Source organism: Pseudomonas glycinae (assembly GCF_001594225.2).
Taxonomy (GTDB): Bacteria; Pseudomonadota; Gammaproteobacteria; order Pseudomonadales; family Pseudomonadaceae; genus Aquipseudomonas; species Aquipseudomonas glycinae.
This window is the reverse complement of the sequence record NZ_CP014205.2, coordinates 3,892,530-3,916,577: the sequence shown is the minus strand read 5'-3', so window position 1 is coordinate 3,916,577 and position 24,048 is coordinate 3,892,530. Positions and strand designations below refer to the sequence as shown.

Genomic DNA, 24,048 nt, shown 5'->3' with positions numbered 1-24,048 from the left:
CTGCGTCGGCGGCCTTGCCGTGCGGATCACGGCACCAGATAACCTTTCACCCCGGTGAAAATGATCTGCGCGGCCAACGCACAGACGAACAGTCCCATCAGGCGGCTGACAATCTGCAAGCCTTGATCGCCCAGGATCCGTTCGATGCGGTTCGACAGATAAAGCACGACACCCACGGTAAAACTGGCCAGAGCGATGCTCATGATGGCTGTGAGTTTATCGTCCCAGTGCGGTTGGCTGACGCCCATCACCAATAGCGCACCGATCGTTCCGGGGCCGACGGTCAGGGGAATGGTCAGTGGCACGATGGTCACGTCCTGCTGGACGTTGTCAGCCTGCACCGCCGATTTGCCCTGTGCCATGCCCAGTGCCGAAATGAACAGCACACTGCCGGCGCCGATACGGAAGGCATCCACCGTGATGCCGAACACATCGAAAATCACTCGCCCGAACAGATAGAGCAAAACGCTCGAGACCAGGGTGGCGATCGCCACCTTCCAGGCCAGGCGGCGTTGTTCCTTGCGTGAATAACCACGGGTCAGGCTGATGAAGCAGGACAACACGAAGAACGGGCTGTAGAGCACCAGCATCTTCAGGTAAACACTGAATAACACGTGGAGCATGGCGCGGGCTCGCTGGCGGGGAAAGTCGGGGGAGTCTAACAGGCGCTATCGTGTCTGTCGGCTCACGACGGTTGCGTCGTCGCTCGGTTCTGCTGATCACGCTGGGCCACCCAGTGCTCGATCAGCTCGCGCAGTTGCGACAGCTCCACCGGTTTGGCCATGTGCCCATCCATCCCGGCCTGACGCGCGCGTTCCTTGTGTTCGGCGAGAATGTGCGCGGTCAGTGCCACGATCGGTGTGCGGATGCGCTGGTTGCCGACTTCCCAGGCCCGCAGTTGCTGGGTGGCGGAGAACCCGTCGAGGATCGGCATTTCGCAGTCCATCAGGACCAGGTCGTAGCGCTGGGCTTTCATCGCCTGCAAGGCTTCTTCGCCGTTGCTGGCGGTGTCTGGCTGCAGGTTGAGCTTGCCGAGCATGCCCCGGATCACCTTGGTGGAAATCGTATTGTCTTCGGCCACCAGAATGCGGAAGTCGCTGGGCACTTTGACGGGGGTGGCAGGGTTGGCTGGCTGCGGCTGGAACACCACCTGGCCACGGTTGCGCTGGTTCAGTTCGTCGGCGAGCGTGGTCTTGAGGGTGTAGCCGGCCACCGGTTTGGCCAGGATGCGCTTGATCCCCGAGTTGCGCGCGATGATCTTGCTCGGCGCATTGCTGATGCCGGTGAGCATGATCAGCAGGATGTCGTGGTTCAGGCTCGGGTCTTCCTTGATCTTGGCCGCCAGTTGCATGCCGGTCATGCCGGGCATGTTCTGGTCCAGCAGGACCACATCGAAATAGTCGCGCAAATGCGCCTTGGTGCGCAGCAGGGCCAGCGCTTCCTTGCCCGACGGCACGGCGCTGACGTTCAGGCCCCAGGCGCTGCATTGCTGCACCAGCACCTTGCGGCAGGTGTCGTTGTCGTCGACCACCAGCACCCGCGCGCCTTGCAGCGGGCTGTCGAGATCCGAGGTCGGATGCTCCAGGCGATCGGGATCCAGCGGCAGGGTCAGCCACAGCGTGCTGCCCTGGCTGGCGCCGCTCTTGATGCCGAACTCGCCCTGCATCAAGCGGATCAGTTGGCGGGCGATCACCAGCCCGAGGTTGCCACCCAGACGGTTGGCCGACAGGAAGTGCTTGCTGTGCAACTCGGCGTGCATCAGCGCATCACGCTCTTCCTGGTCCATCGGCTGGCCGCTGTCCTGCACGGCAATGCGCAGGCGTGGGCCGGCGCTGCGTTCGTCGAGGGCGACGACTACCAGCACTTCGCCTTCTTCGGTTTTCTTCAGGGCGTTTTCCAGCAGGCTCAGCAGTGTCTGGCGCAGACGCGTCGGGTCTCCGCTGATGACCCGTGGCACTTGCGGCTGGATAAAGCTGATCAGCTCGACGTTCTGCTGTTCGGCCTTGGCGCGGTAGATGCTCAGGCAATCGTCGATCAGCGCATTGAGGTCGAACTGCACGTCGTCGAGTTCGATCTGCCCGGACTCGAGGCGGGAGATGTCGAGGATCTCGTTGATCAGGGTCAGCAGTTCATTGCCGGCGCTGTGGATGGTTTGCACGTAGTCGCGCTGTTTTACCGACAGCGGCGTGCCGAGCAGCAGTTCGGTCATGCCCAGTACGCCGTTCATCGGCGTGCGGATCTCGTGGCTGATCTTGGCCAAGAACTCGGCCTTGGCGTTGATCTCGGCGTTGCTCGCGGCAAGGTCGCGGCTGATGCTGAAACGGCTTTCGGTGATGCTGCGCTGACGCTCGCCGAGGGCGATGCTCATCAGCAGGCCGCTGATGCAGATGAAACCCATCAGGGTCATGATCAGACCTTGCGGCGCCACCAAAGTCAGCCCCAGCAAGGCCGGGAGGATGATCAGCGTGCCGATGTTGAACACCACCATTGCGGCAACGAACAGCCGGGCAGGGCGGTAGCCTTTCTGCCAGTGGTAGAAACCCACCAGCAGCATGCTCAGGCCGGCGAGGGCCACCAGCGCGTAGGTGATGATGTTCAGCGGCAGGGTGTTGACGAACAACAGCAGCAAGCTGCAGATCACGATGAACAGGATGTCGCCGATCAGCAGCTTGTTCAATGGATGCGGGCCGAGCGGCGCGAAGAAGCGGTAGGCGAACATCAGGCCGGCCGGGGCGGTCAGCAGCAGGGCCAGATAGGCGCCGGGGGTCTGGATCGCGTGCCAGTTCGGCAGCCACGGACCTGCGAGGTTGAGCAGCAGCAACAGGCTCAGGCTCAACAGGCCTTCACACACCGCGAGCCACAGGCTGCTGCGTGAGCGGGTGTAGGCGTAGCGGATCAGGTTGTGCAGGATCAGCATCGCCAGACAGCCGAACAGCAGGCCGTAGATCAGCGTCTGGTTGTGATTGGCCGCGGCCATCACCGCCGCTTGCAGGGTGATGTACGGGCGCAGCTGGTGGTCTGAGACCAGTCGCAGGTAGACATCGAGGGGCTTGTCACTCTGGGGCAACGGCAGCATGAAATCGCTGCTGGGCAGCGGTCGCTCCGCCTGGGGCTGAGCGGTGCCGGTGTCGCGTTGTTCGATCAGTCGATCACCGTCGAGTACATACAGATTGAGGTGCGACAGGTCAGGGGCGAAGATCCGCAGCACTTGCTCGTGCTTGCCGGGCGCCAGCCTGAAGCGCAGCCACAGGGCGCCATCGGGTTCGGCCGCGGTGAGGCGGTCAAGCTCGATAGGGCTGAATTGATTGGTGTAGCGGGCAGAGCGGATGTCGCTCAGTTGGAGGTTGCCCTGATCGTCAAGCAATACCGACCAGCCACTGCCTTGCGCGGCCTGGGCCGGGAGCATGCAGAGCAAGGTCAGCAGCGTGACGGTGAAGCCTATGGCAATCCTGAGCCAGCGCACGGCGAAATCCCTTCGTAGGTTGATGCCAGAATATAACGATGCGCAGCGTCGGAACAGTCCGGCAAGGGCGATGGGCCCCTGCCGGAAACACGGCGTAGCTTATTACTGAGATTCACCGCGTTCACGGGCAATGGCGCGGTAGCCAATGTCGGTGCGGTAGAAGCAGCCTTCCCAGTCGATGGCCTTGGCCAGTTTGTAGGCCTGCTCCTGGGCGGCGCCGACGCTGGCGCCCATGGCGGTGGCGCACAGCACCCGACCACCGGCCGTCACAACGTTGCCGTCCTTGAGCGCGGTGCCGGCGTGGAAGACTTTGCCTTCCAGTGCGGCGGCGGCGTCCAGACCGTTGATCGGCGCGCCCTTGGCGTAGTCACCCGGGTAGCCACCGGCGGCCAGCACGATGCCGACGCTTGGACGTGGATCCCACTGTGCTTCAACCTTGTCCAGCGCCTGGGCCAGTGCGGCTTCGACCAGCAGCACCAGGCTCGATTGCAGACGCAGCATCACCGGTTGGGTTTCCGGGTCGCCGAAACGGCAGTTGAACTCGATGACCTTCGGATTGCCGGCCTTGTCGATCATCAGACCGGCGTAAAGGAAACCGGTGTAGACGTTGCCTTCGTCGGCCATGCCGCGCACGGTCGGCCAGATCACCTGGTCCATCACGCGCTGGTGCACGTCGGCGGTGACTACCGGAGCCGGGGAGTAAGCACCCATGCCGCCGGTGTTGGGGCCGCTGTCGCCGTCGCCGACGCGTTTGTGGTCCTGGCTGGTGGCCATCGGCAGGACGTTCTTGCCGTCGACCATGACGATGAAGCTGGCTTCTTCGCCGTCGAGGAATTCTTCGATGACGACGCGCGAACCGGCGTCGCCAAAGGCATTGCCGGCGAGCATGTCGCGCACGGCGTCTTCGGCTTCGGCCAGGGTCATGGCGACGATCACGCCTTTACCGGCGGCCAGGCCGTCGGCCTTGATCACGATCGGTGCGCCTTTTTCACGCAGGTAAGCCAGGGCCGGCTCGATCTCTGTGAAGTTCTGGTAGTCGGCGGTCGGGATCTTGTGGCGTGCCAGGAAATCCTTGGTGAAGGCTTTCGAGCCTTCCAACTGCGCGGCGCCGGCGGTCGGACCGAAGCAGTCCAGGCCACGGGAGCGGAACAGGTCAACGACGCCGGCCACCAATGGCACTTCCGGACCGACGATGGTCAGGGAAACGTTTTTCTCGGCGAAGTCAGCGAGCTGCTCGAGGGCCAGCACGTCGATGGCGACGTTTTCGCACTTGGCTTCAATCGCGGTGCCGGCGTTGCCCGGTGCGACGAAAACTTTCTGCACACGCGGATCCTGAGCCACTTTCCAGGCCAGGGCGTGTTCGCGGCCACCGCTGCCAATGATCAAAACATTCATTTCAAAAACCTCGGATGACGCTAATTCTGTTTTAGAACCTGAAGCGCTTCACGCTCCAGGAGGTCGCAATGAAGTCGGTAGATGCAAGGCGGAGTCGACCTCGGTGAGCGGAGTTGCCTTTTGGCAATGAGCATCATCGAGGTCGGCTCCAACGCAGCAGATGCCGGCTTCAGTGCGGCCGTTGTCTGATTAGTGACGGAAGTGGCGCATGCCGGTGAATACCATCGCGATGCCAGCCTCGTCGGCAGCAGCAATCACCTCGGCATCACGCATCGAACCACCTGGCTGGATCACCGCAGTGATACCGACCTTGGCCGCATTGTCCAGACCGTCGCGGAACGGGAAGAACGCGTCCGAAGCCATCACCGAACCAGCCACTTGCAGACCGGCGTGCTCAGCCTTGATCGCGGCGATACGCGCCGAGTTCACGCGGCTCATCTGGCCGGCGCCGACACCGATGGTCTGACGGTTCTTGGCGTAGACGATGGCGTTGGATTTGACGAACTTGGCCACTTTCCAGGCGAAGATCAGGTCATGGACTTCCTGTTCGGTCGGGGCGCGCTTGGTCACCACTTTCAGGTCGTCGGCACCGATCATGCCGATGTCGCGGCTCTGTACCAGCAGACCGCCGTTGACGCGCTTGTAGTCCCAGGCCGGAACGCGATCGGCCGACCACTCGCCGCAGGCCAGCAGGCGCACGTTGGCCTTGGCGGCGACAATGGCGCGGGCTTCTTCGCTGACGCTTGGTGCGATGATCACTTCAACGAACTGACGCTCGACGATCGCCTTGGCGGTCTCGGCATCCAGTTCACGGTTGAAGGCGATGATGCCGCCGAACGCCGATTCAGTGTCAGTGGCGTAGGCCAGTTCGTAGGCCTGACGGATGCCGCCTTCGGCGTCCGGGCTGACGGCCACGCCGCACGGGTTGGCGTGCTTGACGATCACGCAGGCCGGTTTGACGAAGCTCTTCACGCATTCCAGCGCGGCGTCGGTGTCGGCCACGTTGTTGTACGACAGTTCCTTGCCTTGCAGCTGGGTCGCGGTAGCGATGCCGACTTCGGCAGGCTTGGCTTCAACGTAGAACGCCGCGCTCTGGTGCGGGTTCTCGCCGTAGCGCATTTCCTGGGCCTTGATGAACTGGCTGTTGAAGGTGCGCGGGAATTCGCTGCGACCTTCGGTGCTCAGGGTTTCGGCAGCCTGGTTCACGGTGCCCATGTAGTTGGCGATCATGCCGTCGTAGGCGGCGGTGTGTTCGAACGCCTTGAGCATCAGGTCGAAACGCTGAGCGTAGGTCAGGCCACCGGCCTTGAGGTTTTCCAGGACGTTGGCGTAATCGCTGGCATTCACCACGATGGCCACGTCTTTGTGGTTTTTCGCCGCCGAACGGACCATGGTCGGGCCGCCGATGTCGATGTTCTCGATGGCGGTCGGCAGGTCGCAGCCTGGCTTGCTGATGGTGGCTTCAAACGGATACAGGTTGACGGCTACCAGGTCGATCGGCTTGATGCCATGCTCGTTCATGATCGCGTCGTCGATACCGCGACGACCGAGGATCCCGCCGTGGATTTTCGGGTGCAGGGTTTTCACCCGACCGTCCATCATCTCTGCGAAACCGGTGTAATCCGCGACTTCCACTGCGGCCACGCCGTTGTCCTGCAGCAGTTTGAAGGTCCCGCCGGTGGAAAGGATTTCCACGCCCAGGGCTTCCAGCTCCCTGGCGAATTCGAGGATCCCGGTCTTGTCGGAAACACTGATCAAGGCGCGGCGGATCGGCAGGCGGGTAGTCTGGTCGGTCATCTCAATTTCCATCAAAAGCAAGGGAAGTCAGCAAAAAAGGCGACCGGTTTTACGCGGGCGCCTTTCTGGTTTGATTGAATGCTTACAGCAGATCGTACTGCTTGAGTTTCTTGCGCAGCGTGCCGCGGTTCAGTCCGAGCAGCTCGCTGGCCTTGGTCTGGTTGCCCTTGACGTAGTTCATCACGCTTTCGAGCAGGGGAGCCTCGACTTCGGAGAGCACCAGGTTGTACACGTCCGTGACGGACGCGCCCTCAAGGTGGGCGAAATAATTGTGCAGCGCCTTCTCGACACTCCCGCGAAGGGTCTGACCTTCTTCGCTCGGGGTATTGAGGTGCTGTTTCAAATTCACGTTGTCGCTCACGGGTGTTGTTCCACTCACTAAAGTCTCGGTCATCATCGTCATGCGGCCACCCCTTCTTCGTCCCCTGTCAGGCTCTTGTAACGTTCGGCGAAGAACTCCCGAACGTTGGCGCATTGTGTTTCCGTACCATCCAAACGATTGAAGTGGGCGCGAAATTCCCTGGCGCCCGGCAAGGTTGCGAGATACCAGCCCACATGCTTGCGGGCAATTCGCACGCCCATCACGTCCCCATAGAAGGCGTGGAGGGCGGCCAGATGCTCAAGCAGAATGCGTTCCACCTCGATCAGCTCCGGCGCCGGCAGTTTTTCGCCGGTACGCAGGAAGTGTTCGATCTCGCGAAAAATCCATGGCCGCCCCTGGGCGGCCCGGCCGATCAACAGGCCATCGGCGCCGGTCGCGTCGAGCACGTAGCGGGCCTTTTCCGGCGATACGATGTCGCCGTTGGCAAACACCGGAATCGACACCGCCTGCTTGATCGCGGCAATGGTGTCGTACTCGGCTTCACCGGTGTACAGGTCGGCGCGGGTGCGGCCATGCACCGCCAGCGCCGTGATCCCGGCCTGCTCGGCGATCTTCGCCACGGTCAGGCCGTTCTTGTTGTCGCGATCCCATCCGGTGCGGATCTTCAGGGTCACCGGCACATCAACCGCCGCCACGACGGCGTGCAGGATCTCGGTGACCAGTGCCTCATCCTTCAACAGCGCGGAGCCGGCGGCCTTGTTACAGACCTTCTTCGCCGGGCAACCCATGTTGATATCAATAATCTGTGCGCCCAGTTCGACGTTGGCCCGGGCCGCATCCGCGAGCATCTGCGCATCGCCACCGGCAATCTGCACCGAGCGTGGCTCGGGATCGCCTTCGTGGATCATGCGCATGCGCGACTTGCGGGTGTTCCACAGGCTCATGTCACTGGTGACCATTTCCGAGACTACAAGCCCTGCGCCCAGACGCTTGCACAGCTGACGAAAGGGCTGGTCGGTGACGCCCGCCATCGGGGCGAGGATCAAGCCGTTCTGCAATGTATATGGGCCGATGCGTACCGCCGACATAGGACTTCCCTGAAGTGGGGCCGGATCATGAGAGTTCGAAAAAGGGTTGGCATGATACCCGCTCTCGATGACTGGATAAAGGCTGAATTGAACAAAATCTGAACAGTTATTCTGTTATTACCGCCGGTTTGGTCGCGCGGCGCGCAGTCAGAAAACTGCCGTCAATCCGGGAGCGGCGCAGCGTTTCACTCGGGCGAGTGGAAACTCAGGCTGTAGTTCACGGCTTTCGGTCCTGGATCGAGAATGTCGAGGGCGATGTGGATCGGCGTCTGCGGCGGCATTTCCGCCATGCCTTCGAGGTCGCCGTTGAGGTATTCGCCGGGTTTGAAGCGACGACTGGCGATCAGGTGGCCGTTGAGGTCGGCGAAGCGAAGCTCCAGCAGCGGAAACGGCTGCGAGAACGGCGCGCGGTTATAGATGATTGCGTCCACCACCAGCGCACCGCTGAATTCCGGGTGGCTGCGCACCACCAGGTTGCTGCTCTTGATCTTGGCGATATCCACCTTGGACGGCACCGTGCAGCCAATTTGCGGGCACAGTTGCTGGAACCAGGGTCGGTATTGATCCTGGCGAGCCAGTTCATCGAAGTGATAGGCGATGTACTGTCCGCCCAGGCCGGCGGCGGCCAGCACGATCAGCAACAGCCAGAGCAGGCGACGGCCCCATGGGGAGCGGCGTTTTTGCCAATCCAGTTGCAGCGGGTCGTCGGTCAGATCCTGCAAGGCTTCGGCGCGAACACTGGTTTCGGCACGTTCGCGTTTTTTGCGCGCAGGTTCGATCAATGGCAGTTCGTCGTCGACTTCGTCACTTGCCGACAGGTGTTCGCGGCGCGCATTCGGGTCGATCGGATCGTGCAGGCGCAGTTGCGGGATCGGCGGTTCGTCATCGAGATCCACCGGCTCCAGCGAGAGCGACGGTTCGGTGCGCTCCGGTCGAATCGGCTCGGGCTCGATGGCCTCTGGTTCATCTTCGACTTCGGGTGCGCGCTCATCTGCCGGTTCGCTGAACAGGCTGTCCGGCCACGTCGTGTCTTCCGGTTCGTGGCTGTCGCGGCGAGCGCTCAGGGCGTCTTCGCGTGGGCGGCCGAACTCGGTGGTCGGCTGGATTTCCCGTTGCTCGAGGCGGGCCAGTTCTTCGTCCAGATCCAGACTGTCCAGATCCAGCTCGGCGGCGCTCCATTGCTTCTGACTGATGGCGCGCGGCTCGGGCGTTTCGACGGTGGCCGGTGGCTCGACAGGCGCAGGTTCGCTGATCGGCGGTGGCTCGCTGATTGACGGCGCCACCGGCGTGACCGCTTCCTTGCCTGCGTGTTGCTCCAGCAATTGCTTGGCGGCATTGAACACTTGCAGGCAGGAGCCGCAACGAACCACCCCGCGGGCCACGCTCAACTGAGCGTGGCTGACGCGGAAACTGGTTTGGCAATGCGGGCACTGGGTGACGAAGCTGTCGGTCATGCGGCGATCCGGATTGAGCAGGCGGTCATTCTAGCGCCGACGGCCGGTGATGCGCACCCAGCCATCACGATTGGCGATCGGATCGAGATCGAAGTCCTGCGCGTAGGCGGCGGCAACTTCGTCACCTTGTTCGGCGAGGATCCCGGACAGTGCCAGACGCCCACCGGACTTGACCAGGCCGGACAGTTGCGGCGCCAGGGAAACCAGTGGGCCGGCCAGAATGTTGGCCACCAGCACGTCGGCTTTGACCTGCGGCAGGTCTTCCGGCAGGTACAGCGGGAACAGTTCGTCAGCGATATTGTTGCGGCCGGCGTTGTCGCGGGAGGCTTCGAGTGCCTGCACGTCGATGTCGGTACCCACGGCTTCTTTCGCGCCGAGCAGCAGGGCGGCAATCGCCAGAATCCCCGAGCCGCAGCCGAAGTCCAGCACGTTGCAGTCTTTCAGGTCCTGGCCGTCCAGCCATTCCAGGCACAGGGCGGTGGTCGGGTGGGTGCCGGTACCGAACGCCAGGCCCGGATCCAGCAGCAGGTTGACCGCGTCCGGCTCCGGTGCGGCGTGCCAGCTCGGCACGATCCACAGCCGCTGGCCGAAACGCATCGGCTGGAAACCGTCCATCCAGCTGCGTTCCCAGTCCTGGTCTTCGATGACTTCGCTGTGGTGCTCGGGCAGCGGGCTGCCGGTCAGCAGTTCCAGATGGGCCAGTACCGGGGCGGCTTCGGTGCCGCCCTCGAACAGGGCCAGCAGGTGGGTGTGTGCCCACAGCGGGGTGGTGTTGAGTTCCGGCTCGAAGATCGGCTGGTCTTCGGCGTCCATGAAGGTCACCGAAACGGCGCCCACTTCAAGGAAAGCGTCTTCGTAGGTTTCGGCTTGTTCTGGGCTGATGGCGAGACGGACTTGCAGCCAAGGCATGGCGGGCACCTGTGAAAAAGATTGATTGCAGCCTAGCGGCCTGCGAGAAGCGCGCAAGTTTACGCGAGCGCGACGGTTTTGTGGGAGCGGGGAATGTGTGAGCAGATGAAACCTTCGGAAACAACAAAGCCGCCCGAAGGCGGCCTTGTCAGGTGCGGGCTGAAGCTTAGTGCTTGTCGCCAGCCAGCTTGTGCTCGAGGTAGTGAATGTTCACGCCCCCTTTGCAGAAGCCTTCGTCGCGGGTCAGATCACGGTGCAGCGGGATGTTGGTCTTGATCCCGTCGACCACGATTTCGTCCAGGGCATTGCGCATGCGCGCCATGGCTTCGTCGCGGGTTGCGCCGTAAGTGATCAGCTTGCCGATCAGCGAGTCGTAGTTCGGCGGAACGGCATAACCGCTGTACAGGTGCGAATCGACGCGAACGCCGTTGCCGCCTGGAGCGTGGAAATGCTTGACCGTGCCCGGGCTCGGCATGAAGGTTTTCGGGTCTTCGGCGTTGATCCGGCATTCCAGCGAGTGACCGCGGATGACCACATCATCCTGGGTATACGACAGCTTGTTGCCAGCGGCGATGCTGAGCATCTCCTTGACGATGTCGATACCGGTGACCATTTCCGAAACCGGGTGCTCCACCTGAACACGGGTGTTCATTTCGATGAAGTAGAAACGACCGTTCTCGTACAGGAACTCGAAGGTGCCGGCGCCACGGTAGCCGATGTCGATGCACGCCTTGACGCAGCGGGCCAGGACTTCCTTGCGCGCGTTCTCGTCGATGTCCGGTGCCGGTGCTTCTTCGAGAACTTTCTGGTGACGGCGTTGCAGCGAGCAATCGCGGTCGCCCAGATGGATGGCGTTGCCCTGGCCGTCGGACAGAACCTGCACTTCGACGTGACGCGGATTGGTCAGGAATTTTTCCAGATAGACCATCGGGTTGCCGAACGCCGCGCCTGCTTCGGAGCGGGTCAGCTTTGCCGAGGCGATCAGGTCTTCTTCCTTGTGCACCACACGCATGCCGCGACCACCACCGCCGCCAGCGGCCTTGATGATCACCGGATAGCCGACTTCACGACCGATGCGCAGCGCCGTTTCCTCGTCTTCCGGCAGCGGGCCGTCAGAACCTGGAACGGTTGGCACGCCCGCTTCGATCATCGCGTGCTTGGCCGATACCTTGTCGCCCATCAGGCGAATGGTTTCGGCTTTCGGGCCGATGAAGGCGAAGCCGGAGTTCTCGACCTGCTCGGCAAAGTCGGCGTTTTCCGCGAGGAAACCGTAGCCTGGGTGAATGGCGGTAGCGCCAGTCACTTCAGCGGCCGCAATGATTGCCGGGATGTGCAGGTAGGAGTGCGCGGCAGAAGCCGGGCCGATGCAGACGGATTCGTCTGCCAGACCCAGGTGCATCAGCTCTTTGTCGGCCTTGGAGTAAACGGCGACGGTCTTGATGCCCATCTCTTTGCAGGCACGCAGAATCCGCAGGGCGATCTCACCGCGGTTAGCGATCAGAACTTTTTCCAACTTCGCAGTCATCAAAGGCTCTCCGCAGTTCAAACGATGGTGAACAGCGGTTGGTCGTACTCAACCGGCTGGCCGTCTTCGACGAGGATGGACTCGATCACACCGCTGGTTTCAGCTTCGATGTGGTTCATCATCTTCATGGCTTCGACGATGCACAGGGTGTCGCCTTTCTTCACGGTCTGGCCGACTTCAACGAAGGACGGCGAGGTTGGCGAAGATTTGCGATAGAAGGTGCCGACCATCGGCGAACGGGCAACGGTGCCGTTCAGCGCTGGCGCAGCAGCGGCAGCTGGAGCGGCGGCTGCAGCAGCAACCGGAGCGGCAGCGGCGGCAGGTGCAGCGGCCGGAGCCTGCATCGGAGCCGGTGCGTAGTACTGCTGCGCCGGGGTCTTGCTGTGACGGCTGATGCGTACGGACTCTTCGCCTTCCTTGATCTCGAGCTCGTCGATGCCGGACTCTTCCAGCAATTCGATCAGTTTCTTAACTTTACGGATATCCATGAATCATCAACTCCCAAGGGTCGGTCAGGGGCGTTTAGCTTGGTGTTCAAGCTGCTCTAGTGCAGCCTCCAGGGCCAGTCGGTAACCGCTGGCGCCAAGGCCGCAGATCACTCCTACCGCTACATCGGAGAAGTAGGAGTGATGGCGGAAAGGTTCGCGTTTGTGCACGTTGGACAAATGCACTTCGATGAATGGGATGCTCACTCCCAGCAGCGCGTCACGTAATGCGACACTTGTGTGTGTAAATGCTGCCGGGTTGATCAGAATGAAGTCCACGCCCTCGCCGCGTGCGGCGTGGATGCGATCGATCAATTCGTACTCGGCATTGCTTTGCAGATACAGCAGATGGTGGCCGGCTTCACGGGCGCGGCGTTCCAGATCCTGATTGATCTGCGCCAGGGTGGTCGACCCGTAGGTCCCCGGTTCCCGGGTGCCGAGCAGGTTCAGGTTGGGGCCGTGCAGCACCAGTAGCGTTGCCATCTGCGTGTTCCTTGTTATGGGTGAGCCTTCGTCAGAACCCGGCGACTATGCCGCAAAGACTTTGTGACTGTCCAGTTCTCTGCAATAGCCAGCACGATGACCGATGTTTGCGCAAAATATGTGACTGACTGATTAAATCCGGTCATTCGCTTTGGCGACACGTTCGGCGAAGTCGCTGGCGTTGATCTCGCCGATCACCCGCACATCGCGACGTTCCACCCCGTCCTTGCCGAAGAACATCAGCGCCGGTGGGCCGAACAGGCTGTAGCGGTCGAGCAGGGTGCGCTGTTCGGCATTGCTGGCGGTGATATCGAAGCGGATCAGCCGATAGCCCTTGAGCCGCTCCACCACCGTGGCGTCATTGAGTACTTCGTGTTCAATGACTTTGCAGCTGATGCACCAGTCGGCATACCAGTCGAGCAGCAGCGGGGTGCCGGCGGTTTTCGCTTCGAGCAGCACCCGATCCAGTTCCGCCGGGGTGCTGACGGTTTGCCACGAACCGCTGTTCTGCGCGATCGAGCCACTGTCGGCAAGCCGCGCCGCGGCTATCGGGTTCAGCGGGTCGGTCTGCCCGCTGAACGCGCCGTACCAGCAGGCCAGCGCATAAAACAGCAGGAACATGCCGAGCAACTGGCCGAGGCGTTTGCGCGGCGGTTTGTAGACGAATTCCAGAGCGCCGAGAAACAGTCCGACGCCACCGGCCAGCAAGCCGATCAGCAGCAACGTGATCTGCCCCGGCAGTACCCGGCCGAGCAAACCGATCGCCAGCCCGAGCAGCAACACGCCGATGCCGTTCTTCACGTACATCATCCACGGCCCGCTTTTCGGCAGCCACGCCGCGCCGCCAGTGGCCACCAGCAACAGCGGCGCGCCCATGCCCAGGCCGAGCATGAACAGCTTCAGGCCACCGCCCAGCGCATCGCCGCTGGCGCTGATATAAAGCAGTGCGCCGGCCAGCGGTGCGGAAACGCACGGCGAGACCAGCAGACTCGACACCACGCCCAACACCGCCGCGCCCCACAGCGAGCCGCCTTCGGTGCGCCCGGCGATCCGGTCGAGGCGGCTGCTGATGAAGTGCGGCAGTTTCAGCTCGAATACGCCGAACATCGCCAGCGCGAACACCGCAAAGAACATCGCGAACGGCACCAGCACCCACGCCGATTGCAGCCGCGCCTGCAAATTCAGTTGCGCGCCGAACAGCCCCATCAATGCGCCGAGCAGCGCGAAGCACGCGGCCATCGGCAGCACATAAGCCAGGGAAAGGTTAAAACCACGCAAACCGCCGACCTGCCCGCGCAACACCACGCCGGACAGAATCGGCAGCATCGGCAATACGCAAGGTGTGAAGGTCAGGCCCAGGCCCGCCAGGAAGAACAGCGCCAGATCACGCCAGTTCCAACCGGTCACCGGAGTGGACGCGTCACTTGCCGCTGCATTGCCCTCGATGCTCAGGCGCTCGGTTTCCGGTGGATAGCACAAACCCTTGTCGGCACAGCCCTGATAGGTGACGGCCAGCGTGAAGGCACGGGCATCATTGCGTGGCAGCTCCACATCGAGAATGCCGTGGTAGACCTCGACATCGCCGAAATACTCGTCGTGTTTCTGCTCGCCTTGGGGCATTTGTGCGGCGCCAAGTTTTACCTCGGCAGGTTCGGCACGGAACTGGAAGCGATGGCGGTAGAGGTAATAGCCTTCGGTGGCGACGAAGCGCAGTTTGACCGATTGCGGCGTGCTCTCGACCAGGCTCAGTTGAAAGGCTTCGCGCACCGGCAGGAAATCGGCGCTGTTGTTGACCGAGCCCAGCGTGGCGCTGGGTTTGCTGTCGAACAGACCGGCGGCGCCGGCCGGCAGGGCAAGGACGAAAAACAGCAGGCAGAGCAGACGGCGCATGACAATCTCGCGAATCAAAGGTGCGGGAATGATAGCGGACTTGGCCCTGCGCTGTGTGTCACACGCGGAACGCCTGCACGGCGGTGTGCAGCTGACCGCCCAGCAACAGCAGGTTCTCGCCCTGCTCGCGGCCTTGGCCGATGCGCAGCAGATTGTCCCCGCCCAACTGGTGAATCCGTTCGCTGTGATCGCGGATCTCGCTGACCGCACCGCTCTGTTGCGCGGTGATGTCGGCGATGCGGATGGCCGTGTCGGAGATGGTCTGGATCGCGCCGACAATCTTGTCCAGTGCCCCGTCCGCCGATTGCGCCTGATTGGCCGTGGCCTCGGCGTGTTCGACCTGGGCGCGCATGCCCTCGACCGATTGCCGGGCGGCGGTTTGCAGGCCGGCGATCAGGGTCTGGATTTCGGCGGTGGCGCCGGCGGTGCGCTGCGCCAGCGAGCGCACTTCCTCGGCCACCACGGCGAATCCGCGGCCCATTTCCCCGGCGCGGGCGGCTTCGATCGCCGCGTTGAGCGCCAGCAGGTTGGTCTGGTCGGCAATCGAGCGGATCACCGTCAGCACGCCGCCGATGGTCGCCGACTCTTCGGCCAGGTGTTCGATCATCTGCGCATTGCCCTGCACTTCGCCAACCAGCGCGTGCAGGCCGGTGAGACTCTGGCCGATTACCTGTTGCCCGTGTTCGACGGCCAGTCCGGCATGGCGGCTGGCGTCGGCGGCCTGCCGTGCATCGCCGGCCACTTGCTGGATGGTCGCTTCCAGTTCGCCGAGGGAATCACGGATCAGCGCGGTATCGCCGGCCTGATGTTCGGCGCCGCTGTGCAAGTCATTGCTCAGTTCGGCGAGGGTGCGGCTGCTGCCGGCCACTTGCTCGGCATTGCCGCGAATGGTCCCGACCAGATCCACCAGGTAGGCGCGCAGGCGATTGAGCGAGGCTTCGATGTCGTGCAGTTCGCGGTTGGTTTTGCCCAGATGAATGTCGCGGCTGAAGTCGCCTTCGGCCCAGGTCGACAGCGCTGGCGCGAGGTTGGTCAGGGTGCGGGCCAGGCGCCGCTGCAAAGTGTCGATCAGCAGCGCGATCAGCAGAATCAGGCCGATCATCACGCCTTGCATCAGCCGCACTTCACCCTGGATCTGCCCGTGCTGGGCGCGCACCACCGGTTCGAGACCGGCGATGGCTTGCTGCACGGCGGCGATTTTCTGGTGGGTCGCGGTGCTCAGGTCGGTGCGTTTCTGGATCTGCTCGCGGGTGCGCGCCAGTTCCGCCGGGTATCGACCGAGCAAACTGTTGAGTTCGCGTTTGAGGCCGACACCGGCGTCTTCGGCGGCGGCTTTTGCTGTGCTTTCGATGCCCATCATCGCGGCGAAATCGTCGCTGCCGGATTCACTGCTGGCGACCACGCCGAGCAAGGGCAGGGCGTCGATTGTCTGGGCCTGGGCGCGGATGTTGCTGACTTCGCGCTCGACATCGGCGGCCAGTTCACTGCGTCCGCTGCTGACCAGTTTGTCTCGGGCCAGCGACAGTTTGCCCAGATGTTGAGAGGCGACCAGCAGGGGTGTCAGGTAAGTCGCATTGCCGCCGGCGTAGGTGCTGAGTTGATCGAGGCTGGCGCTCAATTCGCGCTCGGCCTGCAGCAGCAAGGCCTGCGGATCGCCGGCCAGTTTGCCAGCGGCCAGCAGGTCGGTCTTGCTGAACCCATCGAGGCCGGTGAGGCTCGGGCGCAAGGTATCGGCCAGCGCCGGCGGCAACTCGCCAAGTTCTTTCTGCAACTGATCGATGGCCTGGCTGGCGCTGCTCAGGCGCAGGGCGTCGCCGCTGGCGAGGTAGTCCTCGACGTTGCGTGCCACGTCATTCTGAAATTGCTGCGACAGTCCCAGGTAACGCTCCATCAACAGATACGGGCGCTCCAGGGCTTTTTGCGACCACCACAGCGTGGCGCCGAGGGCCACGCAGACGGCGACCAGCAACAGAGTATTGAGATTGGTGAGCAACTTCAGGCGCATGACGGCTACCAACGGCAGAATGGTAAGCGCCTGAATTTATTGCGGTTCTGTTACACGGTTATGACCGTTTGGGTCGAATCCGATGAAAAAGTGGCACTTTGCTTTGAGTCGCGAGCAGTCTGCACCCGATTGCGTCCTTCGCCCTTGGCGCGGTACAGCGCCTCGTCGGCCTGGCTGGCCATCATCAGGCTGTCGGAGTCGTCGTGCATCTCCACCACGCCGGCGCTGAAGGTGCACCACAGATCCTGCGGCTGGGCCGGATAGTGAATCTCGGCAAAGCGCTGGCGGATTTCGTCGAGCACTTTGTGCGCCGCTTCTATATCGGTGTCCGGCATGACGATGGCGAATTCTTCGCCGCCATAACGGCCGATGAAATCGGTCTTGCGCAGACGCTGCTTGAGGAACAGCGCCAGGCTCTTGATCACCCGGTCGCCCATGGGATGGCCGTGGCTGTCGTTGACCCGCTTGAAGTGGTCGATGTCGAGCATGGCAAAGCTCAACGGCTTGTTCTCGCGGCGGGCGCGGAACGAGCAGTCTTCGAGCAATTGCAGAATGTGCGTGTGGTTGTAGAGGCCAGTGAGGCTGTCGCGGACCATCCGTGCCTTGAGATTGCGCGCACGGGCGGCGCGGTTGCGCACGGTGGTGATCAGGTGGCGCGGCTTGATCGGCTTGGTCAGGAAGTCGTCGCCACCTTCGCTCATGGCGTCGAGCTGCTTGTCCAGATCGTCTTCGGCCGACAGGTAAATGATCGGCACGCTGACGTAACGATCGTTGTGGCGGATGACCTTGGCCAGCTCGGTGCCGGTGCAGGCCGGCATGTACATATCGAGGATGATCAGGTCTGGCTGGAAGTCCGCCAGCTCGGCCATCGCTTGAATCGGTTCGATCAGGGTGCGGGTGACGATACCGGCGCTGTTGAGCAGGCGTTCGGTGTGCAGGGCCTGGGCGCGGGAGTCGTCGATGATCAGCACTTTATAGGGTTCGTACTGGGCGACGCAGGTCAGGACTTCGATCTTCTCCAGCAGGCTCGAGGCTTCGAGGGTACCGGTGAGAAATTCCTGGCCACCGGCGCGCACTGCCGCGAGGCGGGTCGGGGTGTCGGTTTCGTGCAGGCTGAAGAACAGCAGCGGCAGCGGTTCTTCCAGACCTTGCTGGGCTTCGGCGGCGAGTTTCAGACCGACGCCGGCACCGCTGAAATCCACGTCCATGACAATCGCGGCCGGCAGGCGCTCGACCATCGACGAACGAAACGCCGACACGCTGTCCAGCGCCTGGGCACTCAGACCGAAAAACTCCAGCTGCTTGGCCAGCCGCTCGGCGCGGTCGTGATCCTGCAGCATCACGTAGATCGGTTTGCGCAGCGGCGGCAAAAAGGTTTGATCAAGCTGATCGCCATGGCGCAGGCCGGTGCGCGACAAGCGCTGCATCAAACGGTTGAGATCGGTGATCAGGCCGCTGCTCAGGCGTCCGCGATTGGCGTCCACCGCTTCCAGCGACTGGCTGATGTGGCGGGCCAGTTGCGTGTGTTCGGGCTGTTCGAAGCGCTCGGCAAAACGCAGCAGGCGCAGATTGGCCTCGCTCAGTTCGGCGAGATCGGCAGTGGACCACTCACTGCGTTGCAGGCGCTGCCATATCTCAAGAATCTGACGTGCCTGATGAATTACCCGCTGGGCAAAGTGGTGCTTGAGGCGCTCACGGCTGGGGTCTTCTGGCTCGGTCATATCCTGACTACTAGTTAGGGTGCATGCTGAGATCGACTGGTGGCTCTATGCTAGCACCTCTTTTCCCTTACATGAGTGTCGTACGTCAATAATCTGCTGTGCGTCACTATTCAGTTTCTGACTGGTCGGTTTCATCCGGGACTGGCTCGTCGTTCAAGTGCCCGTGAACCGGGCCTTAAAGGATGTTTCCCAAGGCTTTTGAGGACGCCTCCCCCACACTGGATGGTCATCGTCTGTCAGGGCTTTCTGATTTTTCCCAAGATCGGTTTCGCAAGGGTTTTGCACTGGTAGGGTCAGGGAAACCCCTACCGGATGTTTGCCCGGACATGACTCAGTGTTTCAACAAATACTCCAGCGATGCCCAGCGCCTGAATCACAACATCACGCCCGTTGCCGACTGTGAGTGCAATGAAGAGATGTTGTATGGCGAACGGGTGAGGGTGACCGAGGTGCCGGTTTTGACGTGCCAGTGCCTTTGGCGTGCCTATCAACGGGAGGCGGAGAGCATCGTCGCCCCTGACGGCGTGCTGATCGCCGATCCGGCGCAGCGCAACCGGGCGATCAACGCCGCGTATGCCCGACTGTGGCTGCATGACTCGCGGTTCCAGTGGGCCGGGCTGGCGGCGTTCGCGTCCAAGCAGGTCGGTTGTGGATTGCTGCATGCGGCGGACAGTATCGAGCTGATCCGCCAGGAGCATGAGGCGCGGCAGCGGGTGCGGGACGGGCGCCGTGAGTCCGGGCTGCTCACTCCGGACAAAATGCCCCGACAGGCCGAGGACTGGGGGGATTACCAAGAGGCGAGGGCGCGCAACCCTGTGCCTTCGCTGGATTTGCGTACTTCGGGTGAAGAGCTGTCATTGGTGCAGCAACAGTTCCGGCATGTGTACGACATGATGGCGATGGGCAATACCACGCTGTTTCTGGATGTTTATCCGCTGCATCAGTTTTATGCGGTGCGTGGGTTGGCGGAGTTGAAGAAGTGTCTGAAAACACGGAGAACGATCTATGGGCACGCAAGGTTTCCGGTGCTTTGGCCCATAGGGGGGAAAGCGCTTCCTTTCGGTGAGGCGTTTCAAGAAATCTTGAATGGATTCGAGGCGATAGATGCGGGGAATATTGCCGAAAGTGTGAATCAGCTGGCTTGGCACGAACAACGAAACATTCTCCAGCCGAGCATCTACGAAAATCGCCATTTGGTGACGTTGTTGCGTGGCAATCATTTTTCCTACGTGACCGGCTTCCCTTCCGGTGTGGCGCAGGCCATCGAGTTGACCCTCACCAGTCAATGTCAGCGAGTCGATGACGGCCGCACCATCGATTTTGGCCGCAACCCGCTGGCGGACCTATCCGATCTCGATCAGCGGATGGTGTTTGTCCTGCGGGCTGCCGCCCGTTTCCACCAGATGCTCAATGACAGCAACAGGGACGCACTGGCGCAATCCATTCGTGAGATCGCTGCCATGGAGGATGCTTGATGCGCTTGCGATCCTGTCTGCCCAGATGGCGTTGCTGGGCATGGCTCATGCTTTGTGGTGTTCTGGCCGTGGCCGCCGCACGTCAGTTGACACGGCCTTTGTGGGGCGACTCCGTGATCGCCATGTCCATAAGCGGAACCTATGAATACATGCGTGAGCATTCGACCGCCCCCCTCGTTATATGGGGCCATGTTGGCAGGCGCGTCTGGGGTGGCGCTTCCAGGACAGATGCGCGCCTGCGATTTGTCGATCCGCAGTACGGATTCGAAACGCCGCCGGCGCGGTTCTTCACGTTCACGTTCGAGGGTCACCTGGTCGGTGATATCCGCATGTCTCCTCAGGTCGAGCCCCTGTTGATCGATGATGCCTTGAAGGTCGTTCTCGATCTGCAAGCCCAATGGTGCGCAAACGGTTGGAGGCCAGTCGGGACGCGAAGTGATCCGACGATGGCGGACACACCAGAGTGGCGAGCCTATCTCAGAGACAGTGTGGTCGCCGGACGTTCATTTTGGCAGGCCGGCGACAAGTATCAGGCGATGTTGATCCTTGGACGGTTCCGAGACTCTCGGCATCCCGACCAAGAGCGATACCTCATTACTCTCGAGCTCGCCGAGCCCTGGATACCCTTTGACGAAATTGAAGATCTCTACGAAGAACCCCACCCCTTTCCCCCACCCCAACCCAAAAAAGGAGCAATACCATGCCAACCCCAGCCTTCATGACCATTGTTGGCAGCCGCCAGGGCCTGATCAGCGCCGGTGCCTTCACCGAACCGTCGGTGGGCAACAGCTACCAGAACGGACGTGAGGACAAGATCATGGTTCAGGCCTTCAGCCACGGCATTCTCCTGCCCAAGGGCGCGGGTGCCGGGCGGCGAATGCACAAGCCGCTGGTCATCACCAAAACCATCGACAAAGCGTCACCGCTGATCCAGGTCGCCCTGTGTTCCGGTGAGCGGCTGAGCAAGTGCTGTCTGGAGTTCTATCGAACATCGGCCCACGGTAGTCAGGAGCACTTTTATACGATTGAACTGGAAGACGCGCAGATCGTCAGCACCGAGGTTTTTATGCCCGACTGTCAGGATCCCGCCACGTCACACCTGACACAGCGGGAAAAAGTCCACTTCAGCTACCGCCGCATCTACTGGCGGCACGAGATCAGCCGGACGATGGGCTCCGATGAGTGGCAGAGCGAGAGCCTGGGATGAGGCTGGTTCATCATTCGCACCTGACCGATACCGAGCGCCTGCATGTCTATCCGGTGGACCAGGCGCTGGAGTGGGTTTGCAAGGTGCTGCTGGAGCGGCAATCCCTCGAAGGTCTCGATCAACTGCGGGCAGGTCTGATGCTCGATCTGGACAGTGAAGTGCTGGAGCACATCGAACGTGGCGAGTGGCTGTTACTCAGGGCCGAAGCCGATGACGGCGAGTGGTCCACCGTCCAGTCAGCCTTCGATCAGGCGGTGCTCGACTTGATGAACAACCCCCCGCCCCAGCCCACCAGAACGCCGCGCATTTATCGTCTGGTCGAGAGCATGACCGGCGAACCGTTGCCGCAGCAGCCCTACATTGCAACAGTTGACGGGATCCCCACCCAGCGCCGAACTGACGCCGAAGGCATTGCTCATCTGTTCATGCCGGACGATGCCCGGCAGATTTCAATGCGAATTTTCAACGTCTGAAGCCTGCGTCTATCCTTTCGCTCACTGACGAACTCCGCCTGTTTTTCTTCGCGACCCTGATCGCGGGTGCCGGGGCGAGGCACGTTGTTGTATGGTTGTGGTCGAACCGTTGAACCCAAGATTGAAAGGATATCGCCATGCTGGACTGGAAGAACCGCGCGGGCAGCGCGCCTGAACGTGCCGCCGAGCCCAAGTCGGCCGCCCGCAGCTATGTCGGCGGGCTGTTGTTCAGCCGGGCGCTGGCCACGCTGGTTGCCATTTATCTGTTGGTGACCATTGGCCTGGGCTGGTACTGGAGTCAGGAACCGGCGCTGTTTCCCGTGGCGCAGAACGCTCAGGTTGCCGCCGAGAAGGAAGGCAAGCAGATGGTGGTCGGCTACACCACCGTCGAAACCCTGAAAACCGTTGCCGGCACTTTGCTCGACAAGCCGGGAGGTTACATTTCCAACGACCGTTTCCCGCCGGGCCTGTGGATGGACAACATGCCGAGCTGGGAGTACGGCGTGCTGGTGCAGGTACGCGACCTGACCCGTGCCCTGCGCAAGGACTTCGCCCGTTCGCAGTCGCAATCGGCTGAAGACGCCGACCTGGCCAAGGCCGAGCCGCGCTTCAACTTCGACAACAAGAGCTGGGTCCTGCCGTCCAGCGAGTCGGAATATCAGGAAGGCATCAATTCCCTGAGCCGTTATCAGGCGCGTCTGTCCGACCCGACCCAGAAAAACGCGCTGTTCTACGCCCGCGCCGACAACCTGAACAACTGGCTGGGCGATGTCGGCACCCGTCTCGGTTCGCTGTCGCAACGCCTGTCGGCCAGCGTTGGCCGGGTCAAGCTCAACACCGCGCTGAAAACCGAAGTGCCGGCGGTGGGTGAAGTTCCGCAGGTCGACGAGGAAGTGGTCGAAACCCCGTGGATGCAGATCGACAACGTGTTCTATGAAGCCCGTGGCCAGGCGTGGGCGCTGTCGCACCTGCTGCGCGCGATCGAGGTCGATTTCGCCGACGTGCTGGCCAAGAAGAACGCGACCGTCAGCGTGCGTCAGATCATCCGTGAGCTGGAAGCTTCCCAGGAGCCGATCTGGAGCCCGATGATCCTCAACGGCAGCGGCTTCGGCGTGTTGGCCAACCACTCGCTGGTCATGGCCAACTACATTTCCCGGGCCAACGCGGCCGTGATCGATTTGCGTCAACTGCTCAATCAGGGCTGAGTCATGGACGAGAGCGCCAGAGAGGCGGCCCACCGCGCCGCCTCGGATGCCGAACAGATCGCCTGGGTCGACGAGCAGGACAACCTGCTCGGCGCCCTGGTACGTTCCGACCTGCGCGAGCGCGGGCTGATCGGCCGTGGCACCTACATCATGCTGTTCAACTCCGCCGGTGAACTCTGCGTGCATCGGCGCACGTTGAGCAAAGCCATCTATCCCGGTTACTGGGACGTGGCAGCAGGCGGCATGGTGCAGGCGCACGAGACCTACGCCGAGTCGGCGGCCCGTGAACTGGAAGAAGAGCTGGGCGTGAGTGGCGTAGAGCTGACGGCCCACGACCATTTCTACTTCGAAGACACCGGCAATCGTCTGTGGTGTTCGGCGTTTTCGGCGGTGTGGGACGGGCCGCTGATCCTGCAGCCTGAAGAAGTGCTCGAAGCGCGCTTCATTCCGGTCGAGCAGGTCATGCAGGAAATCCGGCAAAAGCCTTATTGCCCGGACTCTCTGGCAGCCTTGAAACGTTATCTGAAGGCTCAGCAAAGCAACGTCGCAAAGAACACATAAATTGGCGCCGATTGGCACTTAGCAATCGGCGTTTTTGCCGTTACACTGCGCGACCTTTTCAAGCTGCACCGGCCCGCTTTTATTGAAGAACCGGTGCAGTAGCGCTGCCCCTGCCTGAGTGGGGCTTCGCGGTCGATAGCCTTGCCCAAGGCTGCGATCAGTCTTTGTCCTCCCGAGAGGATTGCCGGTGGCCAAAAAAGCCGCATCCTTCGCCGCCCTGGGCGGCCTGGTATTTTCCACCGACGCAGGTCGTCATTGCCCGGAATGCAGCAAACCGGTGGACGCCTGTATCTGCAAGCAAACCGTGATCCCGGCCGGCGACGGCATTGCCCGCGTGCGCCGCGAGAGCAAGGGCCGTGGCGGCAAGACGGTGACCACCATCACTGGCGTGCCCCTGGCCGAAGACGCGCTCAAGGAGCTGGCGACAACGCTGAAGAAGCGTTGCGGCACCGGCGGTGCGTTGAAAGACGGGGTCATCGAGATTCAGGGCGACCATGTCGAGCTGCTCCTGGCCGAGTTGGTCAAGCACGGTTTCAAAGCAAAGAAGTCCGGCGGCTAGCAGCCTCTGTGAAACCCACCGACGGCTTGAT

At 62.0% G+C, this 24,048-nt stretch carries 21 protein-coding genes; 7 read left to right on the top strand and 14 right to left on the bottom strand.

Annotated elements, in window-relative coordinates:
- Nucleotides 1-26: 26 nt before the first annotated feature.
- The 14 genes from tspR to gcbA all read right to left on the bottom strand — a co-directional run bounded on the left by tspR (nucleotide 27) and on the right by gcbA (nucleotide 18,537).
- On the bottom strand, nucleotides 27-623 hold the full coding sequence (tspR, locus tag AWU82_RS17870; RefSeq protein WP_064379199.1) for a type III secretion system genes modulator TspR: 597 nt from the start codon (nucleotides 621-623) through the stop codon (nucleotides 27-29).
- A gap of 62 nt (nucleotides 624-685) precedes the next feature.
- The gene (locus tag AWU82_RS17865) at nucleotides 686-3,463 is read right to left on the bottom strand and encodes a hybrid sensor histidine kinase/response regulator (RefSeq protein ID WP_064379201.1); all 2,778 of its coding nucleotides are present in this window, start codon (nucleotides 3,461-3,463) and stop codon (nucleotides 686-688) included.
- 102 nt (nucleotides 3,464-3,565) lie between these two features.
- Nucleotides 3,566-4,858: a phosphoribosylamine--glycine ligase gene (gene purD / locus AWU82_RS17860; protein ID WP_064379203.1), complete on the bottom strand. Its 1,293-nt coding sequence runs from the start codon at nucleotides 4,856-4,858 to the stop codon at nucleotides 3,566-3,568.
- A 189-nt stretch (nucleotides 4,859-5,047) separates the two neighbouring features.
- Nucleotides 5,048-6,655, bottom strand: coding sequence for a bifunctional phosphoribosylaminoimidazolecarboxamide formyltransferase/IMP cyclohydrolase (purH, locus tag AWU82_RS17855; RefSeq protein WP_039772035.1), 1,608 nt, complete (start codon nucleotides 6,653-6,655; stop codon nucleotides 5,048-5,050).
- Nucleotides 6,656-6,737: 82 nt separating this feature from the next.
- Entirely contained in the window at nucleotides 6,738-7,058 is a 321-nt protein-coding gene (fis, locus tag AWU82_RS17850) for a DNA-binding transcriptional regulator Fis (protein ID WP_002555375.1), read from the bottom strand.
- Entirely contained in the window at nucleotides 7,055-8,065 is a 1,011-nt protein-coding gene (gene dusB / locus AWU82_RS17845) for a tRNA dihydrouridine synthase DusB (RefSeq protein WP_064379205.1), read from the bottom strand. Before dusB ends, fis begins: the two co-directional genes overlap by 4 nt.
- Nucleotides 8,066-8,250: 185 nt before the next feature.
- Nucleotides 8,251-9,519 (bottom strand): DUF3426 domain-containing protein, encoded by a 1,269-nt coding sequence (locus tag AWU82_RS17840; protein WP_064379207.1) that lies wholly within the window; start codon nucleotides 9,517-9,519, stop codon nucleotides 8,251-8,253.
- Nucleotides 9,520-9,549: 30 nt separating this feature from the next.
- Nucleotides 9,550-10,428 carry a 50S ribosomal protein L11 methyltransferase gene (gene prmA / locus AWU82_RS17835; protein ID WP_007951025.1) on the bottom strand — a complete coding sequence of 293 codons (879 nt, stop codon included), beginning with the start codon at nucleotides 10,426-10,428 and terminating at the stop codon, nucleotides 9,550-9,552.
- 166 nt (nucleotides 10,429-10,594) lie between these two features.
- On the bottom strand, nucleotides 10,595-11,953 hold the full coding sequence (accC, locus tag AWU82_RS17830; RefSeq protein WP_064379208.1) for an acetyl-CoA carboxylase biotin carboxylase subunit: 1,359 nt from the start codon (nucleotides 11,951-11,953) through the stop codon (nucleotides 10,595-10,597).
- A 17-nt stretch (nucleotides 11,954-11,970) separates the two neighbouring features.
- Nucleotides 11,971-12,441: an acetyl-CoA carboxylase biotin carboxyl carrier protein gene (gene accB, locus AWU82_RS17825; RefSeq protein WP_064379210.1), complete on the bottom strand. Its 471-nt coding sequence runs from the start codon at nucleotides 12,439-12,441 to the stop codon at nucleotides 11,971-11,973.
- A gap of 24 nt (nucleotides 12,442-12,465) precedes the next feature.
- Nucleotides 12,466-12,921 (bottom strand): type II 3-dehydroquinate dehydratase, encoded by a 456-nt coding sequence (aroQ, locus tag AWU82_RS17820; protein ID WP_011332265.1) that lies wholly within the window; start codon nucleotides 12,919-12,921, stop codon nucleotides 12,466-12,468.
- Nucleotides 12,922-13,053: 132 nt separating this feature from the next.
- Complete coding sequence (locus AWU82_RS17815; protein WP_064379212.1) at nucleotides 13,054-14,811, bottom strand: protein-disulfide reductase DsbD; 1,758 nt, start codon at nucleotides 14,809-14,811, stop codon at nucleotides 13,054-13,056.
- Nucleotides 14,812-14,869: 58 nt separating this feature from the next.
- On the bottom strand, nucleotides 14,870-15,913 hold the full coding sequence (locus AWU82_RS29585; RefSeq protein WP_371857702.1) for a methyl-accepting chemotaxis protein: 1,044 nt from the start codon (nucleotides 15,911-15,913) through the stop codon (nucleotides 14,870-14,872).
- Nucleotides 15,914-16,866: 953 nt separating this feature from the next.
- Nucleotides 16,867-18,537, bottom strand: a complete 1,671-nt coding sequence (gcbA, locus tag AWU82_RS17805) for a diguanylate cyclase GcbA (RefSeq protein ID WP_064379216.1) — start codon at nucleotides 18,535-18,537, stop codon at nucleotides 16,867-16,869.
- A 326-nt stretch (nucleotides 18,538-18,863) separates the two neighbouring features.
- Between gcbA and AWU82_RS17800 the strand changes: the two genes are divergently transcribed.
- The 7 genes from AWU82_RS17800 to AWU82_RS17770 all read left to right on the top strand — a co-directional run bounded on the left by AWU82_RS17800 (nucleotide 18,864) and on the right by AWU82_RS17770 (nucleotide 24,017).
- The gene (locus AWU82_RS17800) at nucleotides 18,864-20,012 is read left to right on the top strand and encodes a DUF2515 family protein (RefSeq protein ID WP_064379217.1); all 1,149 of its coding nucleotides are present in this window, start codon (nucleotides 18,864-18,866) and stop codon (nucleotides 20,010-20,012) included.
- 68 nt (nucleotides 20,013-20,080) lie between these two features.
- The gene (locus AWU82_RS17795) at nucleotides 20,081-20,734 is read left to right on the top strand and encodes a hypothetical protein (protein ID WP_335743212.1); all 654 of its coding nucleotides are present in this window, start codon (nucleotides 20,081-20,083) and stop codon (nucleotides 20,732-20,734) included.
- Nucleotides 20,713-21,219, top strand: coding sequence for an Hcp family type VI secretion system effector (locus AWU82_RS17790; RefSeq protein ID WP_064379220.1), 507 nt, complete (start codon nucleotides 20,713-20,715; stop codon nucleotides 21,217-21,219). The genes AWU82_RS17795 and AWU82_RS17790 overlap by 22 nt, the downstream gene beginning before the upstream one ends.
- Nucleotides 21,216-21,692, top strand: coding sequence for a hypothetical protein (locus tag AWU82_RS17785; protein WP_064379222.1), 477 nt, complete (start codon nucleotides 21,216-21,218; stop codon nucleotides 21,690-21,692). The genes AWU82_RS17790 and AWU82_RS17785 overlap by 4 nt, the downstream gene beginning before the upstream one ends.
- A gap of 137 nt (nucleotides 21,693-21,829) precedes the next feature.
- Nucleotides 21,830-22,897, top strand: a complete 1,068-nt coding sequence (locus AWU82_RS17780) for a DUF2333 family protein (RefSeq protein ID WP_064379224.1) — start codon at nucleotides 21,830-21,832, stop codon at nucleotides 22,895-22,897.
- A 3-nt stretch (nucleotides 22,898-22,900) separates the two neighbouring features.
- Nucleotides 22,901-23,458, top strand: a complete 558-nt coding sequence (locus AWU82_RS17775; RefSeq protein WP_064379226.1) for an NUDIX hydrolase — start codon at nucleotides 22,901-22,903, stop codon at nucleotides 23,456-23,458.
- 187 nt (nucleotides 23,459-23,645) lie between these two features.
- Entirely contained in the window at nucleotides 23,646-24,017 is a 372-nt protein-coding gene (locus tag AWU82_RS17770; RefSeq protein ID WP_064379228.1) for a translation initiation factor Sui1, read from the top strand.
- The last annotated feature ends 31 nt before the right edge of the window (nucleotides 24,018-24,048 follow it).

What these genes read in the sequence shown, in the direction of transcription:
- tspR (WP_064379199.1), bottom strand. Translation starts at nt 623, where the DNA reads ATGCTCCACGTGTTATTCAGTGTTTACCTGAAGATGCTGGTGCTCTAC.
- purD (WP_064379203.1), bottom strand. Translation starts at nt 4,858, where the DNA reads ATGAATGTTTTGATCATTGGCAGCGGTGGCCGCGAACACGCCCTGGCC.
- purH (WP_039772035.1), bottom strand. Translation starts at nt 6,655, where the DNA reads ATGACCGACCAGACTACCCGCCTGCCGATCCGCCGCGCCTTGATCAGT.
- fis (WP_002555375.1), bottom strand. Translation starts at nt 7,058, where the DNA reads ATGACGATGATGACCGAGACTTTAGTGAGTGGAACAACACCCGTGAGC.
- dusB (WP_064379205.1), bottom strand. Translation starts at nt 8,065, where the DNA reads ATGTCGGCGGTACGCATCGGCCCATATACATTGCAGAACGGCTTGATC.
- AWU82_RS17840 (WP_064379207.1), bottom strand. Translation starts at nt 9,519, where the DNA reads ATGACCGACAGCTTCGTCACCCAGTGCCCGCATTGCCAAACCAGTTTC.
- prmA (WP_007951025.1), bottom strand. Translation starts at nt 10,428, where the DNA reads ATGCCTTGGCTGCAAGTCCGTCTCGCCATCAGCCCAGAACAAGCCGAA.
- accC (WP_064379208.1), bottom strand. Translation starts at nt 11,953, where the DNA reads ATGACTGCGAAGTTGGAAAAAGTTCTGATCGCTAACCGCGGTGAGATC.
- accB (WP_064379210.1), bottom strand. Translation starts at nt 12,441, where the DNA reads ATGGATATCCGTAAAGTTAAGAAACTGATCGAATTGCTGGAAGAGTCC.
- aroQ (WP_011332265.1), bottom strand. Translation starts at nt 12,921, where the DNA reads ATGGCAACGCTACTGGTGCTGCACGGCCCCAACCTGAACCTGCTCGGC.
- AWU82_RS17815 (WP_064379212.1), bottom strand. Translation starts at nt 14,811, where the DNA reads ATGCGCCGTCTGCTCTGCCTGCTGTTTTTCGTCCTTGCCCTGCCGGCC.
- AWU82_RS29585 (WP_371857702.1), bottom strand. Translation starts at nt 15,913, where the DNA reads ATGATCGGCCTGATTCTGCTGATCGCGCTGCTGATCGACACTTTGCAG.
- gcbA (WP_064379216.1), bottom strand. Translation starts at nt 18,537, where the DNA reads ATGACCGAGCCAGAAGACCCCAGCCGTGAGCGCCTCAAGCACCACTTT.
- AWU82_RS17800 (WP_064379217.1), top strand. Translation starts at nt 18,864, where the DNA reads ATGACTCAGTGTTTCAACAAATACTCCAGCGATGCCCAGCGCCTGAAT.
- AWU82_RS17790 (WP_064379220.1), top strand. Translation starts at nt 20,713, where the DNA reads ATGCCAACCCCAGCCTTCATGACCATTGTTGGCAGCCGCCAGGGCCTG.
- AWU82_RS17785 (WP_064379222.1), top strand. Translation starts at nt 21,216, where the DNA reads ATGAGGCTGGTTCATCATTCGCACCTGACCGATACCGAGCGCCTGCAT.
- AWU82_RS17780 (WP_064379224.1), top strand. Translation starts at nt 21,830, where the DNA reads ATGCTGGACTGGAAGAACCGCGCGGGCAGCGCGCCTGAACGTGCCGCC.
- AWU82_RS17775 (WP_064379226.1), top strand. Translation starts at nt 22,901, where the DNA reads ATGGACGAGAGCGCCAGAGAGGCGGCCCACCGCGCCGCCTCGGATGCC.